This window comes from Methanospirillum hungatei JF-1, assembly GCF_000013445.1.
In the GTDB taxonomy this organism is placed as follows: Archaea; Halobacteriota; Methanomicrobia; order Methanomicrobiales; family Methanospirillaceae; genus Methanospirillum; species Methanospirillum hungatei.
Map to the genome: position 1 here is coordinate 2,283,280 of NC_007796.1, position 16,247 is coordinate 2,299,526.

The 16,247-nt window shown below is 39.0% G+C and carries 11 protein-coding genes; 2 read left to right on the forward strand and 9 right to left on the reverse strand.

Features of this window, described 5'->3' with window-relative positions; genetic code table 11:
• The first annotated feature begins 48 nt into the window (after positions 1-48).
• Positions 49-1,659, forward strand: a complete 1,611-nt coding sequence (locus tag MHUN_RS10510) for an IS1182-like element ISMhu2 family transposase (RefSeq protein WP_011447087.1) — start codon at positions 49-51, stop codon at positions 1,657-1,659.
• Between the two features lie 22 nt (positions 1,660-1,681).
• On the opposite strand, the gene MHUN_RS10515 is transcribed toward MHUN_RS10510, so the two are convergent.
• From MHUN_RS10515 to MHUN_RS18340, 9 genes are all read right to left on the reverse strand, one after another.
• Positions 1,682-3,217: a response regulator gene (locus tag MHUN_RS10515; RefSeq protein WP_011448996.1), complete on the reverse strand. Its 1,536-nt coding sequence runs from the start codon at positions 3,215-3,217 to the stop codon at positions 1,682-1,684.
• Between the two features lie 216 nt (positions 3,218-3,433).
• Positions 3,434-4,393, reverse strand: coding sequence for a hypothetical protein (locus tag MHUN_RS10520; protein WP_048067446.1), 960 nt, complete (start codon positions 4,391-4,393; stop codon positions 3,434-3,436).
• The gene (locus tag MHUN_RS10525; protein ID WP_143709469.1) at positions 4,393-4,818 is read right to left on the reverse strand and encodes a hypothetical protein; all 426 of its coding nucleotides are present in this window, start codon (positions 4,816-4,818) and stop codon (positions 4,393-4,395) included. The genes MHUN_RS10520 and MHUN_RS10525 overlap by 1 nt, the downstream gene beginning before the upstream one ends.
• A 122-nt stretch (positions 4,819-4,940) precedes the next feature.
• Positions 4,941-5,795: a ModD protein gene (modD, locus tag MHUN_RS10530; RefSeq protein ID WP_048067448.1), complete on the reverse strand. Its 855-nt coding sequence runs from the start codon at positions 5,793-5,795 to the stop codon at positions 4,941-4,943.
• 171 nt (positions 5,796-5,966) lie between these two features.
• Complete coding sequence (locus tag MHUN_RS10535; protein ID WP_011448998.1) at positions 5,967-7,334, reverse strand: MATE family efflux transporter; 1,368 nt, start codon at positions 7,332-7,334, stop codon at positions 5,967-5,969.
• A gap of 47 nt (positions 7,335-7,381) precedes the next feature.
• Positions 7,382-8,806, reverse strand: coding sequence for an MFS transporter (locus MHUN_RS10540; protein WP_011448999.1), 1,425 nt, complete (start codon positions 8,804-8,806; stop codon positions 7,382-7,384).
• A gap of 140 nt (positions 8,807-8,946) precedes the next feature.
• The gene (locus tag MHUN_RS10545) at positions 8,947-9,396 is read right to left on the reverse strand and encodes a response regulator (RefSeq protein ID WP_052288884.1); all 450 of its coding nucleotides are present in this window, start codon (positions 9,394-9,396) and stop codon (positions 8,947-8,949) included.
• A 53-nt stretch (positions 9,397-9,449) separates the two neighbouring features.
• Positions 9,450-13,307, reverse strand: a complete 3,858-nt coding sequence (locus MHUN_RS17665; protein WP_011449001.1) for a methyl-accepting chemotaxis protein — start codon at positions 13,305-13,307, stop codon at positions 9,450-9,452.
• 263 nt (positions 13,308-13,570) lie between these two features.
• Positions 13,571-14,556, reverse strand: a protein-coding gene (locus MHUN_RS18340; RefSeq protein ID WP_143709314.1) for an IS1-like element ISMhu11 family transposase whose coding sequence is annotated in 2 segments (ribosomal slippage) — positions 13,571-14,163 and positions 14,163-14,556 — 987 coding nt in all. Because the reading frame shifts where the segments join, the coding sequence is not laid out codon by codon here.
• 258 nt (positions 14,557-14,814) lie between these two features.
• Between MHUN_RS18340 and MHUN_RS10560 the strand changes: the two genes are divergently transcribed.
• Positions 14,815-16,041 (forward strand): PAS domain-containing protein, encoded by a 1,227-nt coding sequence (locus tag MHUN_RS10560; protein WP_239441522.1) that lies wholly within the window; start codon positions 14,815-14,817, stop codon positions 16,039-16,041.
• Positions 16,042-16,247 lie beyond the last annotated feature (206 nt).

The window sequence follows — 16,247 nt, forward strand, 5'->3', positions numbered from 1 at the left end:
TAAATTATTAAAGCTTAATTATATATATTATTAAGATCAATATATTATATGTCTCATCGCTATAACATGATTAGAGGATATGGTAATGAACAACAATTTTTACTCCCTGTCAATGCGATGGACTGGCTATCTGAAAATGATATTACTTATGGCATATTAGAAATTCTTTCGATTCTCGATATTAGTCCATTTATTAATAAATATCGTGACGATGGTCGCGGTTCTGCCTTTTTTGATCCTCGTTCAATGCTTGGAATAATAATTTATTCAATGATTCGTGGAGAAAAATCTAGCAGAAAAATTGAGATGTGCTGCCATTATGATATTGGATATCGGATCGTCGCCAATAATCTTACACCTGACCATACAACGATCTATCGTTTCAAGAAGAATAATTCAAAAGAAATCAAATCCCTTTTTAAACAATTATCTCAAATTATCGTAGAATCCGGGATAGCAAGAATCGGTGTCCTAGCCCTCGATGGATCAAAATTTGGCTGTAATGCCTCTTTATCAGCCAATAAAAAATTAAAATACCTTGAAGCAGAGCTAGGTCGGCTTTTTGATGAATCACAGGAAATTGATGAGTTAGAAAACGATGATATAAATATTCAGGATATGGAGATTAACCGACTACCTGAGCATCTTTCAACAAAAGAAAAACGAAAGGAAGTTCTTAATCGGGCTAAAGAGAAATTAATTGAACGACATGATATCGAATCTAAAAAACAAGAAGAAAAGATTCTGGACCGCGAAAAAGAAGAATTAGAATCGGGTAAAAAGAAACGAGGTAGAAAGCCTTTAGAGCCTAAAAAAGAGCCATCTTCAGATTCAAAAGTAAATCTCACTGATCCTGAAAGTCAGATAATGTCAACCACCAATGGCTGGATTCAAGGGTATAATGGGCAGATTATCGTTTCTGAAAATCAATTTATCCTCGCTGCAATGATATCAGATGAGCAAAACGATAAAAAATTATTAATACCTATGCTAAATGAACTCGAAGACCTTTTTACGGGTATTCATCCATCAATTTCGCCTAATATACTACTATCTGATGCAGGTTATTTCTCATACCCGAATTCTTTAGCAGAATTGGATTATGGCATTCAACTCATCATCCCTCCTTCTAAAGAAAGAAAAATTCCAGAATATTCAGATAATGATGGGTATATCTCACGAATGGAAATGATATGTCGGGCGATTTGTATGGGAGAAATAATCACATTTCCGGAATTGCAAAGTATCGGGACGTTTGTTTGGCAATCTTTTATGAACAGAGAGAAACAAGCAACAACTCAGGAAATTTGTAAACGAGTTATGGAAGTACGTGTGAAATCCCCCACTGGTAGAGAGTTATATCGAAAACGAAAATACATGGTCGAACCAGTTTTTGGTAATATGAAACATAATATGAGGTTTAGGAGTTTCTCTCAAAAAGGGAAAGAGAATTGCGAGGGAGAATTCTTTTTAGCTGCATTAGTGCATAATATAAAAAAACTTATCAGATTTGAGGGTATAGTTAAAATTAAAGAATTTGCTACGAATATTATAAAACCGTCAAGAGGTTCAGGTTTTTCCTATATTTTTGCAAACACAGTATGTAAAGTGGGAATTGATACATGCAGGTTCATACATCAATTAGTCTATTTTGGTTGATAGCTTAAGGGGTAGAGATCGATCATTTGTGATCCTGCATGATATTGATCATTGGTGCAACACCCTCTTTTATCTGATATTTTTGAACCGGATTGTTATGAATTAACTCCTGATCGTGGGTTATTGTCTCAAGCGATATATTGTGGTCAGGCCATACCTCATCAATTGTTTTTCCCACCAGGTCTTCTTTTGATATCCCCATATATGTACAATATGCCTGATTGCAACCCATAAATCTGAAGTTCTTATCCTTCCAAAAAACCGGGAGAGGGAGTGCATCAAGAAGGGCGTCCGTGAATTTTTGTTGAGATAATAATCGTTTAAGAAAGATATCCCGCTCTTCTTCCAACTGTTTCTTTTGAGTGATATCACGGAATGTGACATATATTGCATCTGCCACATCCATTTGTATCTTTCTCCCCTGGGTCTCGATCCAGATTTCACGGTTTTTGCCAGTGATGAGTTTATACTGTGAGATGTATGAATCATTTCCTGATCTTACCTGTTCTATATCATGCAAAACCAGGTCATAGAAATCAGGATGGACATATGTCATCACGTTTTTTCTTGCAAGCACTGTATCCGCAGATTCTTCTTCAACCATCCGGACACCGGCAGGGTTGATATAAAATATTGTTCCGTCAAATCCAATGATGAGAATAGCATCCCGTGAATACTCGGCCAGAACCCGATATTTTCTTTCATTCTCCTCTATCTTTCGTGCAGATTTTTTCACTTCTGTTATATCACGAATCGATTCAATATATCCAGTAATGTTCCCCTCATTATCATACAGAGGACAGGCCTTTATAAATAGTGCGATCAAATCCCCTTGTGTATTGACATACTCCGCTTCTGCCTGAATTACATTTCCTGAACGTGAAATGTTGGTATAATACCTGGATAAGACCTCATTGCTCTCATTGAGAAGATCAATCAGAACCGGATGACGATGCCCATAAAGTGTAGCAGCATACTCATAGTTTCCTTTCCCAAGCATTTGTGATGAGGAGTAACCGGTCATCTTCTCAATTGCCCGGTTCCACGCAATGATCGTGCCAGACCGATCTATGGCAAAGGTTGCATCAGGAAGAAAATCAATAATATCTGCAAGTTGTTTTTGTGAGTCCTTTAGTGATTTTTCTGCCCTTTTTCTCGCGACCGCCTGTTTGATTTTATGTGATAATTCAGCAAACTGGGATTTTGGTTCACCCCCTTTTTGCAGATAAAAATCTGCCCCGTTATTAATTGCTTCAATGACAACCTCTTCCCGACCCCTCCCGGTAAAGAGTATAAATGGTATATCATTTCCCTGTTCTCTTATTGCTTTGAGAAATTCAATCCCATCAATAACGGGCATCTGGTAGTCAGAGATTATTGCATCATATTTTTGCAAAAAGCCGGGAAGAAGAACTTCTCCAGCTGATTGAACAATATCGACGGAAAATTCCCCCATTCGCTCAAGGAATCGCTTACCAAGATGGAGAAGTACCTCTTCATCATCAACATACAATAATGAGATCTGATTTGTAGAGACACTGTTATCTGTATCAATCATTTTTCAGACCAAATAATGACAAATATACTTACAGGACACTATTGGTAACGTTTTTATTTAAAAGTTCTGTATTCTCAATCGAAATTTTTCTTTTTTTGAATTTTTTGTCTGAAGATGGAAGAAAAGAAGTTATAGGGGGGTGAATGCGATGACCTTATCATATATAAGTTCCGGATATGCCGGTCCGACATTGGTCTCCGGTTCCAAATATGCTCTCTACCCGATCCACATCTCCTCATCCAGCGGTATTCCCTCGAGATATGGACCTGTTGGAACGTTCATCGTATATGGCTCATCTGATTCTGTTCTGGTGATCGTGTACGCATACAGCATCGGGGCATTGGGATCATCAGGAATATATCGGGATGCTCTCCCTTCAAACTGGGTATTATCTCCAGTGACCACACCGTTTATCTTTTCAGCACCATATGCGACGATATTACTGTATACTACCTTCCCGAATGCTGCGTGATTGACACCGTAGCTCACAGCAAACTGTCCTTCCTTCAGGGTAAACTTTTCACTCCCCAGATATGTGGCATCCCTGTTCTCTCCATATGCCTGCTCATTATTCTGCATCACCTGACTACTTTCAGGGAATGATATCCCGGTCTTCATCTCCTGGTATGTGTATCCCGGATATGCCGCTATGATGGCATCACGTAAGTGGTTCACCGGAGGCATCAGGTCAAATTCTGTCTTTCCTGTCCCCCGTATCCGGAGATCTGATACCGGGTAGGGGTTTAATGGTTGAGACTGGTTCGGTGTCAGCCGGTAAACACGATACATAGTGTACACATCGCTCATATACTGATCTTGCACCTTCGGTGTATCAAATACCCCGACCCTGATACCAAATCCGAAAGACTCATCATCCTCCTCAAGTCCCATATTCACCATCGGAGACGGTATCTGCTTGATATGATTCATGCTCGCAGGGTATCCTGCTGCTATTGCAAAAGATTGGACCCGTTCTGCAATCGTCTTATCTGCCGAATAGATGATCATGAGAGGCTGATCAAATCCGTCTGTTCCTGTTTCTGCCTGTATGGTGCCGATATTTAATGAATCACCAAGCCCAGCAAATATCATTGCCCGCTCTGATCCAATCGTCCGAAAGACCATGAATGTTGGGTAATTGAAAAATTTTACCCCAGACGGGGTCTTTCCGATCATCAAGCGGCCTCATTTGGTCTGAGTCTGACATTACCACTCATCCCATTGGGGAATTCATGGTCATTGGCAACCGTCTGGCCTGGTGATCGGGGAAGGGCGAATGCATAGTAGGGATTATCTGCATTATTTCCCTCCGCATCGGGGAGAACGCCGAGTTCGGTTAGTTTAATGAGATCTAATTTTTTTACTGCTCCCTGCTGGACTTCAAATCCTTCATCAGATAAGATGGTAAGGAATCGTGCATCTGCTTCAGATGGTATGGGTTCTGGCTCAAAGAGCTCATAGAGTGTCTCTTTGTCTATCTCCATGCCTGCCGGGATCAGATCCCGTATGTCTGAAAGGTTCTCTGTTTCGGCTGATGCTCCGGTAAAAATAAGGGATAAAACGGCAATAAATAGCCCAATAAGCAATCCTTGACATACCAAAGGATATTCCAGGTATTAAAATTTAAAAATATTATATTTGAAGGTATTGTCCCTCTGAAAAATCTCAATTTTTGAACGAAAAAGAAAAAATAGGATAAAATTAATAGAAAATAACGTGAGGCTTAGTATTCATCTATTGGCAGGATCTCTGCCATGATATCGGCCGGAGGAGCGAAATACATCCATGAAGTGACCAGCACATCTGCCCCTGCTTTTGCATACATTCCTGCATTCGAATCATTAATAGCCCCGGCAGCTATCATGCAGATATTCGGATTGATGGCACGACACTTTCCTGAACATTCAGAAAAGATTTCCTGTGTACTCTTGTCCATCTGAACTGCATCCGCTCCGGATTTAGCTGCAATCAATGCCTCCTTCAGGCTATGTGCTTCTATAACGATTTTTCTCTCTTTCATCTTCTCTTTGACTGAGCGGATAACCTCTGGCAGGCGTTCATATCCGCCGGTAAATAACAGATGTTCACGGAAGATGAGGATGGTATCAGAGAGCCCGGTCCGGTGTGGAACCCCTCCTCCTGCCATCAATGCTTTTAATGCCATTTTTTTAACAAACGGGGGGTGTTTCCGGGTCCCTGCCACTGATATTGAAGGATTTTCTTTCTTTGCTGCCATTACCAGTTGATTTGTCCGACCTGCAATACCTGAAGCAAACTCGATCATCGCACTTCCCGTCCGCCAGATAATATGGATTGCAGAGGCCTCTCCTTTCGCTTCAATCAGTCTGTCTCCAGGTTGTAATCTGGTACCTGATGCGACAAAATCTCCAACCTCCAGTCCTGCTTTTTTATAAAGCCGGACTGCTTCTTCAGTACAGCAGGCTATCATCTCATTTCGGGCGATCAATGCAATAGATCCTTTCTTTCCTGCGAGATCTAACAGGAAGGTTGTCATATCTCCAGCCGGTAGATCGTCTTCTATCAGTCGGTCAATATCTGCTTCAGTAAAATAAATCATTCCAATTTCATTTAACTTTGGAGTTATATTACATGTATCCAATTGGATCCAGAGACCTGCCCATCTATAGGATGAAGATAAGAGATCAGAATACGCTTCTCACCTTCAGCGTTCAGACCCCTTTTAAGGGGATGACTTTTTTCTGTTGAAAATATGTAATAAATTAGTGATTTAGGTATATCTGATAATTCTGCTGATGTACAACCTGACCCAGATATACCCGGTAATTCCACCAAGAATATCTCCGATAATAAGTCCCCACCAGATGCCGTGTTCACCATAACCCAGAACAACGCCGAGCAGATATGAGGCAGATGCCATGAATACTATCTCTCTGAGCACATTGAGAAAAAGTGATGACAATCCCCGCCCGGTTCCCTGAAAGACAGAGGATGACATAATTCCCGGAGATACAAATGGATAAAATATACACATCGTCGCAAGGAATGCTGCTATTGATGGCGCCAGATGTGCTCCCTCAGCTGAGTATGAAAATATAAACGAGATCTGATCTGCAAAAAGCCAGGTCAGAATTGCAATGATGGTAGCTATGACAATGCCTAAGAGAACAGAAAAGTTATGAATAACCGGAAACTTTTCAAAATGCCGTCCTCCAAATGCTGCACCGGTAACTGCTACAACAGAGGTGGATATTGCGACAAGAGGAATGATTGCAAACATAATAACCCGCCATCCTGCTGTATATACCGCGACAGCATCAGTATTCGCTACCATGACCAGCAGTATATTAATAAAAACAGAGAGAATTGCCATCAGAAAAAATTCACAACTGGCCGGAAGTCCGATTGCCAGAACATCTTTGATATGCCTGGTCTCATGAAGGTTCATATCTTTTGAAAAGGTAATATAAGTATCCTTTTTGATACAGAACCAGTATATCTGGACAGATGCAATGAGAACCAGCGATACTATCATACCCCAGGCCGCACCGGCAATACCCCAGTTCAGATAGTAGATGAAGATGGGATCAAGAACGATGTTGATAATGGATGCTGCTCCCATCACGTACATCGTCCGTTTGGTATCTCCTTCTCCCCTGAGAATGCCATATCCGACATTTGTGAAAAGGATCAGGATGGTCCCTGCAAATACGATATTTCCATACTCTACTGCGAGATCTACAGTATTTCCTGCGCCAAACAGGACCATCAGTGGTCTGCTGAATGTAATTAGCACAAGAGATATGACAATCGATATCACGATGCTCAGAAGAACTGCCTGAATTGCAGTTGTATGAGCTCCATTTCTGTCCCCTGCACCGATCCTTCGGGAAATTACTGATGTAGCTCCGGCTCCAAGACCATTTGCCAGTCCGATGAGAATCATAAACAGGGGAGTGATGAAACCAACTGCTGCCAGGGCATCTGCCCCAAGTCCGGCCACCCAGATGGCATTCACCAGGTTATAGGTGGACATGAGCAGCATGGCCACTATCATCGGAATAGAGAGTTTGATAATGGCAATTTTCGGATCACCTTTCAGAAGGGTGACTCCGGTTGTATCAGGTTGATGATCCATGTAAGTACTTCACCATGATGATGTGATTCGGCTTTATTCTGTCTATTTTAAATCCGTACTGAGTTCTCCCGGGTCTTCTTTTCTCTGACAATGACCGACAGTATGAGTGCCAGAACTGAAAGGATAAAACCCGCAGTCATTGAGAGGTGAAATCCGTGTAAAAATTTCTCCGGATCAAGATCAGAGAATGCTGAAATTCCTGTTTCTGCGCTTCCCAAGGTAAAAAATGTTGCAAACAGAGCGGTACCAAGGACACTTCCAAGGTATACTGCAGTGACCATGAGTGATGTTCCAGTACCCTCTTCTCCAGGAGGAGCATTTTCTACAACCCTGCTGGCAACCGGTCCGCCAAAACAACCCATAAAGAGACCCATAATGAGAAGGCCAAAGATAAGTGGAATAAACCCGGTTTCCGGAATGATTATCATAAATATCCCGCTCGCTGCAATAGATAATACTGCTGCTGCTATTGCAAATGGTCTTCTGCCGATAAGATCAGACCATCTTCCCATCGGAATGCCTATTATTGCGGTTATGAGCGGTGGAATGAGGAGAAACAGTCCGGCCATTGCCGGGTCATATGCCATCCCTGCCTGGAGGAAGAATGGAAGGAGATAGAAAATACCCATAGATACACACCCGTAAATGAGAAATGCAAGGAGTGTTGCGGTAAAGTTCATGACTGAAAACACCCGGATATGTATCAGGAGTATGTGGCACATCCGCTCACGAATGTAAAAGGCAATCAGACAGGCAATACTGATGCTCCCACTGAGCAGGATCTGCAGGTCAGATATCCCCAGGTGAGAAATGCGTTCAAGACAATATACGCATGACACCATCAATCCAAAGAGAAGAATTGATCCGTACAGGTCAAATGGTTGAATTTCACGAGGAATATCGGGAGGAATGATATACATACCAAAAGCCAGAATAAGGATGCCGACAGGGACATTCATGAGAAATGCCCAGTGCCAGGAGAAATACTGGGCAATAAATCCTCCGATTGCCGGACCGGTTGCTACCCCGACTGATACTGACATGGAAATCGCTCCAAAGGCCATCCCGTACATATCCTTTGGAAGGTAGGTGACACAGAGTAATGAGGCGGTTGCTGCAAGCATAGCTGCTCCGATTCCTTGTAAAATCCGGGCAGCCAGAAGAATTTCGAGGTCGGGGGCAATTCCACACGCAGCAGATCCAGCAGTGAAGACACACAAACCCAAGAGGAATATCTTCCTGATATGTCCTCGTTCGGCAATTTTTCCTATGATGAGGATTAATCCTGCCATCATCAGGAGATAGGTGATAATGACCCAGGAAGCTGTCCCGGTATCGGTGTTGAATGATTCTGAAATCTGTGGGAGAATTATTGTTACAATCGAGCCGTCAAGCCCGTCTAAAAACATTCCGACTGCAGCGGCCGTTAGAAGAAGTCTTTGGTGGAGTTGATTGGAGATGATTTGGGACATGGGGTAACAGATTGTGTCAGAATTCGTGATAATAGTTATGATAAAAAATTAGTCCCATTCAGGTTAATACTCCCATAAAATATCTTTATAATAAAAATCAATTTGATATTTCCTATGAGTAATTAGCATCGTGAGTAGAATTACGAAATTATTTGGCGAATAAGAGTTACGAGTTCTTTACATCCCTGTGATACATTGGTTTGTTTCTGTAGGCATATAAGTGAATCAGGTATTTGATGACAAAGAGAAATCTCTTTCCGGCTTTTACTTGAGTAAATTATAAATGGGGTAATGTGTCCTTCAGATCTTACTATCTTATAGAAATCAATACCGTTCAATTCAGGCATATCATAGTCTGATATTATTACATTATGAGAATATTGCTTTAGCTTTTCTAATGCCATTTTTACTGATGAAACAGTGTCAACCTGAAATCCTTCATATCGCTCAATAAACACCTGATTTACATACAGCAGGTCTTCATCATCATCAACCAAAAGAACACGATACTTGGACTTCTGATTTTTTTCATAATTGGAACACTGAATAATTTGTGATTGAGGTAATGGAGAATGAATAGAACTCCTCATAATAAATCCTGGAAAATAATGGTAATCTGGTTGAATAGAATGTATCAAAAATTTTATACAATAAAATATGCAACTGCTTTTGATACCTGTTCAGTTCCTGAGTTTACTTGCTGAATTACCTGCTTTAATTCATCTATTGAAGCTGCCGATTCCTCTGCGATTCCGGCAATATCCACAGCTTCTTTGGAATTTCCTTCAAGAAGGTTGGATATCTCATTCACACTCGCAGTAACCTCTTCCACCCCGGAAGCCTGTTCCTCAGTCATCGCAGCAACCTGCTCTATATGCATGGAGATGCCATTAACTGATTCGGCTAGTTTCCCAAAGACCTTCAGTGTGTCACTCAATGCCACATTACCATCTTTTATTGCTTCTGCAGCAGCCTCTGCAGAATTTCCGGCATTCTCTGATTTTTTCTGAAGTGAAGAGATCATTTCAGCAATGTTTTCTGCGGATGTTCTTGATTCAGTCGCCAAGGCTTTTACTTCTGCAGCAACTACCGCAAACCCTCTTCCTGCTTCACCAGCCCTTGCAGCTTCAATAGCTGCATTGAGTGCAAGAAGGTTAGTCTGATTCGCAATATCAGAAATCAGCCGGACAATTTTTCCTATTTGACCCATATCCTGCTGAATTTCTCCAATTAACCGGTTCATATCCTCTGCACTCATTGTAATGACATGCATTCCATCCTCAGCTTTCTTGGCAAGAGATGTTCCTTCCTTAGCAAGGTCATTGGCATTCCGGGAATATTCTGATACTTCTTCAGTCTTTTTAGAGACTTCAGCAACCGTAATTGTCAAATCTTCCATTGCCTTGAGTATCTGCTGAACACCAGAATTGCCCTGTTCTGCATTGGCAGATACCTGACTGGCACTATGTGCCATCTGTCCTGCTCCCTGTGCTATCTCACCTACGTTGACATTGGCCTGATCCGCATTTAATGAGAGATTTTTCACCTGCATGTTTATTGTTGAGATCGCTTCTGCAACCTTATCTCCAATTTCATCAAGTGCCTCTCTGAATGATATCCAGTCTCCCTTAATATTCAGTTTTTTATCAAACCGGGCGGTAAAATTATATCCGGCAAATTCTTTTGCAATCCGCATAGCTTCCATAACCGGAATTTCTATTGATGCCTGAGTCTGATTCATCCCTTCGATTACTTTTCGATAATCTCCCTCGTGTACTGTCTGATCCACACGAAAAGAGAGATTTCCTGCAAGAGCAGCATTTGCAATCTGTGTTGAATCGAAAACAAGCCTGGCTATTGCATCACGTGCAATATTTACTGCTTGATTTATCTTTACAAACTGCTCTTGTGCTCCAATAATCTCCCGGTCAGCATCAAGAACAGTAGACGTAAAACTTGTATTTCCATGAGATAGGGATAATATATTCTCATACAGATTGCTGATAGATTTTTCAAGATACACAACCATCTTTTTGATGGTCGTAATATCGATGTACATCATAACAATTTTGGTGACATTGTTATTGACATCAAGGATGGGGATGTAGGTATAATTCAATATTTTTGTTAATGAGCCGAGATCAACAGTAATGGTCCCAGTTCCATATTTCTTTGAAGAAATGATTTCATTTAATGTCGATCCCTTCCGATCAATGACATTAATATCTCGCAGACTCATCTTAGTCAATTCAGACTCAGATAACTGAATAATATCCTGAAATGCCTTGTTTGATGAGAGAATTTTCCCATTTAGATCTGTTGTAATTATTCCGGCAGGACTATCATTTACTAAAGTCTCTGATTCATGTAATTGTTCCACAAGATTTGTCCGATCCAAAAAAATCTCAATGACTTTGTGAACATTTCCCCGTGGATCCTTAATAGGTATATAGAAGTAATCTACATGACGGATACCAACTGGGAATTGTACGACCATACTTCCCCCTTTGAGTTTCCCTGAATTTATTGCATCAGAAACACTCGGCCCATCTCTTTGTTTGACGATGAAATCCTGTAGTTTCATTTTCAGAAGTTGCTCCGCTGAATATCCGCTTAATTTAGAGAAAGCCGGGTTTACATCGGTTATCTGTAAATCAAGATTTAAAGTAAATATTGCATACGGGTTTTCAGATACAAAAGTTTTATTCTCTTCTATGTATGTTTTCAGATCTGTTAAATCATTATATATGCACAATATTTTTTGTATCGCATTGTTTACATCCAGAACTGGTAGGTATGTATATTCCAGGACTTTAATCCGGTCACCAAAATCCACCACCATAGAACCATATCCCGGTTTTTTCGAAGAAAGAACATCTGAAAACATCGCCCCATCTCTGGAAATGAGCTTGAAATCGGCAAGGTTCATCGTTCGTAATGTTTCTTCTGGAATCTGGGTGAGATTCATAAAAGCCTTATTAAATTGGAGGAAATTCCCTTTGAGATCAGTGGAAATAATACTTGTGGGATTTTCTGATATAAGTGTGTCTGATTCATGCAATTGTTCCACAAGGTTTGTCCGATCCAAAAAAATCTCAATGACCTTATGAACATTTCCCCGTGGATCCTTAATAGGTATATAGAAGTAATCTACATGACGGATACCTACTGGGAATTGTACGACCATACTTCCCCCTTTGAGTTTCCCTGAATTTATTGCATCAGAAACACTCGGCCCATCTCTTTGTTTGACGATGAAATCCTGTAGTTTCATTTTCAGAAGTTGCTCCGCTGAATATCCGCTTAATTTAGAGAAAGCCGGGTTTACATCGGTTATCTGTAAATCAAGATTTAAAGTAAATATTGCATACGGGTTTTCAGATACAAAAGTTTTATTCTCTTCAATGTATGTTTTCAGATCTGTTAAATCATTATATATGCACAATATTTTTTGTATCGCATTATTTACATCCAGAACTGGTAGGTATGTATATTCCAGGACTTTAATCCGGTCACCAAAATCCACCAACATTGTCCCTTTTTCCGGATTTTTAGAGTTTAGTGCATCAGAAAATGTTGCTCCTTCCCTCGATAATAATTTAAAATCAGCAAGATTCATCGTTCGTAATTGATCCCCCGGAATTCTGGTAAGATCCAAAAAAGAGTTATTAAATTGGAGAATATTGCCATTAATATCAGTCGTAATAATGCTCGTGGGGTTTTCAGAAATCAGGGTTTCTGATTCATGAAGTTTTTCGAAAATGTCTGTCTGATCAGCGAAAATGTCGTATATCTTTATTAATTCCCCATTGGCATCAAAAACAGGAATGTAAGAATATTCCATATGTCTGATACCTGTTGGAAATTGAACGATAATTTTTCCGGATACTGTTTTTTTATTCTTAATAGCCTCTTCAACGGTTTGACCATCCCGCTTTAAGATAGTAAAATCTGAAAGATTTTTAGAGATCCATTCTTCACGATTATATCCGGAAATCCTGGAAAATGCCGGGTTGACATCGGCAATGGTCAAATCTGGATTGAGAACTATGAGAGCATAGGGGTTTCCATTTATCAACGCTTCGATTTCCTCTTCTAAAACATTACCGGTGTTATCAATAACTGTGGCAAGTACACATGTTTCTCCCTCATATATCGACGTTGATAACGTTACTTTTGCAGGAAATATGTCCCCGTTCAAGCGTTTATGATCCCAGTTAAATGTAACACTGCCATTCTGACATGCTAAAAGTATCCATTTTTTTATTTCTTCGTTGCTATTTTTTCCATTTCTTTGAAACGGTGGAGAAATTATCTCGGGGCTTTTTCCAATTATCTGATCAGGGTTATCTAAATGAAAAACGTTTAGACAAGGTTTACTACATTCAATAAAGATACCGTTTGAATTTAGAATGAATATTGCACAAGGGATCTCGTCAATAAGTCTCTGAAGTGTGGAGACATCTTGTGATCGGATCATTGAATGAGTGGTTATGGTCATTTCTTCAACCCTTTCTTACTTTATGTCTGATTTTTAGTCAGTCGTATGAAATATATATTCATACAGCTTATTATAGCATATCTTAATGGCGCCGCCATACATATATTTATATATTGATTTGTTGGGTATTTATGTATGGATGAAATCCAAAAAAAGATTCTCTCTGCTCTTTCTCATACTAATAAACCACTAATGATTAAAAACATTGCAGAAATAAGTGGGATTAATCGTCATACAGTTGCAAGAAAGGGTACTGGCCTCCTTTAGAACTGAACATGGTAGTTTAAAAACTCACTCCAATTCCAAAGATGATCAGTAATACTTTCTAACATTGCTGGAGACTTGTGACTACTTTTTACTTCGATAAAATTATGCACAAATTGAAAGATATTTAGCGCTGAAATGAATCTATTGAGTTTTTTTGAAAAAGAGGCAGTTTTCCTTCCAAAACGGCTCAATCGTTGTCTGATTTTATTATTGTAGCCCTCAATGACTGAGGTAGAGATTGCTTTACTATCTGGATTTCCCATAATTTTCTCTCGAATGACATAAACAAGTTTATTCTTCTCTTTTACTTTGATCACCTGACCATAATCCAAGCATGGCTCACAATATAATTCAGGTAAACAAATGCTATATTGGACGTTTCCATCAGTAAAAATCGATATTTTGTTTTCTGGCGTTGGAAGTTCCATTCGGTTAAAAAATCGAACTAACATATCTGCACAAGTATCAATATTTCTTTTTCCAGATTCAAATGCTAAAAATAATCCAGAATCCCTTTTAAAACAAGTATAGGACCAACAATCACCTAATTCTTCAGAGTCAGTTGTTAGGAGATTCTTGTTTTTTTTTGAACAAACTCCCAAATTTCATCCATCTCACAATCCCCCGCGGAAATGTCATGAATAAAATAATCGTTGAGTTTTTCAGCATGTTCACCGATTAAGTGATAATATCGAGATATAGTGTCGCGATGGTGTCCGGTAACTCGAGATACTCCTCGAATTGAAGTTTTTTCAGTCGAGTGTTTCGCAATTATGAGAACAGCAGTTCGTGGTAAACGAGAATCATACAGAGGAGTATTTTTAGTTTCAATAAAAAAACGTCGACAGTGATGGCAATAGTACTGTTGATTGCCTGCAGAATTATGCCCATTTTTAGTAATATTCTTTCCATCTTCAATTTGAAAATAAGTACAATCCGGATTTTGACACGTAATCAATATAGGACCACGTTTTCCAACCATGAAAATAATTATATCTAAACTTATATTAATTTTTAGTACATAAAATTTAATACTTTATTTGCACTTAGTATTACCAGCTTGCTAACAGGGCACTACCCAAGAAAGCTGGATACCTTAGAAATTCTCGGAAGAGTGCGAAAGATCGAGATTGGGTGTGCCAAAAAATATATGCTTGTAGAGACCGTCCCTGTTTCAAGTCTGATTGATATCAGTAATGACTTAATCATTATTTTGAATGAAAAATGGGAGGTGCAATATATGAATAAATCTGCATTAATCTTTTTTCACCAGTCTGATAAAACAGTGATTGGGAAAAGGATAGACTTTTTGCATTTGGAGATTTTTTCATCTCCTGAATTTATTCAGGGATTGAAAGAATTCTCTTTCCAAAAAGTTAAAAAAATGGAACTTGAAATCCATAAAAATGAACTCTCTCATTGGTATGAAATAACAATTATGAATATTTCAATTCGGCCGGGCTCTCTTTTTATTGCAGTAATTGCATCGAATATAACGGAAACGGTAGTAACCAGAAGTAAAATAATGGAAAATGAGGCAATGTACCGATCACTATTTGAATATGCCCCTATTCCGATTAATGAAGTTGATTTTTCTCAAATTAAACAATATTTTGATGAATTAAAGAAAATAGGCTTAGAAGATATCAGATTCTACTTGGATCAATATCCGGATGAATTGATAAAATGTTGTAACCTTGTTAAGGTCCGACATATAAATATAAAAAGTAAGAATGATTATCTAATCACCGGGGGTGATTACTACAATGTCATGAAATATCTGACACCCCTATTCACAAAAGAAACAATGAATAATTTAAAAGAATTGTTTGTTTCCCTATATGAAGGCTTGGATTATTTTTATTTTCCTTCATCTGTTATTACTTCAAATGGAAAATTTCGGTATTTCTCAAACTATGTTTCGGATGCATCACCAAACAATGATCTTTCGAGAATATATATATCTTATCTGGATGTAACCGAACAAAAAACCCTACAATTACAATTACTGCAAAATAATAAAGATCTCATCGGGGTAACCGAAGAAGTAATTGCCCATGATGCAGAAATTAAAATTCAGATCGATGATCTGAAAAATCAACATGATGATGCTCAAAACCGGACTATTCTCTATACTCAACTATTAGATGCCACTCATATTCCTGTAATCATATTTGATTCATCAATGATCATCACTTGGGCAAGTACTGAAATGGCTCGATTAATGGGATATTCAGATAATGATTTATATGGAAAAAATATCAGAATATTATTTCCGGATACGAATGGGTTCAAACAATTCTATCAGTTTATTGTTCATAATGAATCTACCGGTAAATATGGTGAATTTTCAATCTTACATCAGTCCGGGATATCTTTACCGGTTCTGTGGCTTCATGTAGAAAATATTACATTATCTGATGGAAAAAAGACTTATGCGACAATAGTTCAAAAAATTAATTCATGAGACAATTGAGTATTCTCCAGTAAAAAATCCGAAGACCATTTCTGACAGTTAAATTTATAAAATGCAGAGAATCAGATTCATCTTGACTTCAAATGGATCATTCAGTAAAAAATTTATGGCAATACATTTCTCATCCGGAGAGCAATTTCAATTACTTCAGTTCTTTCAAGAAAGCCATTTCCGGGATCGAGAAAGAGATCTTCGTC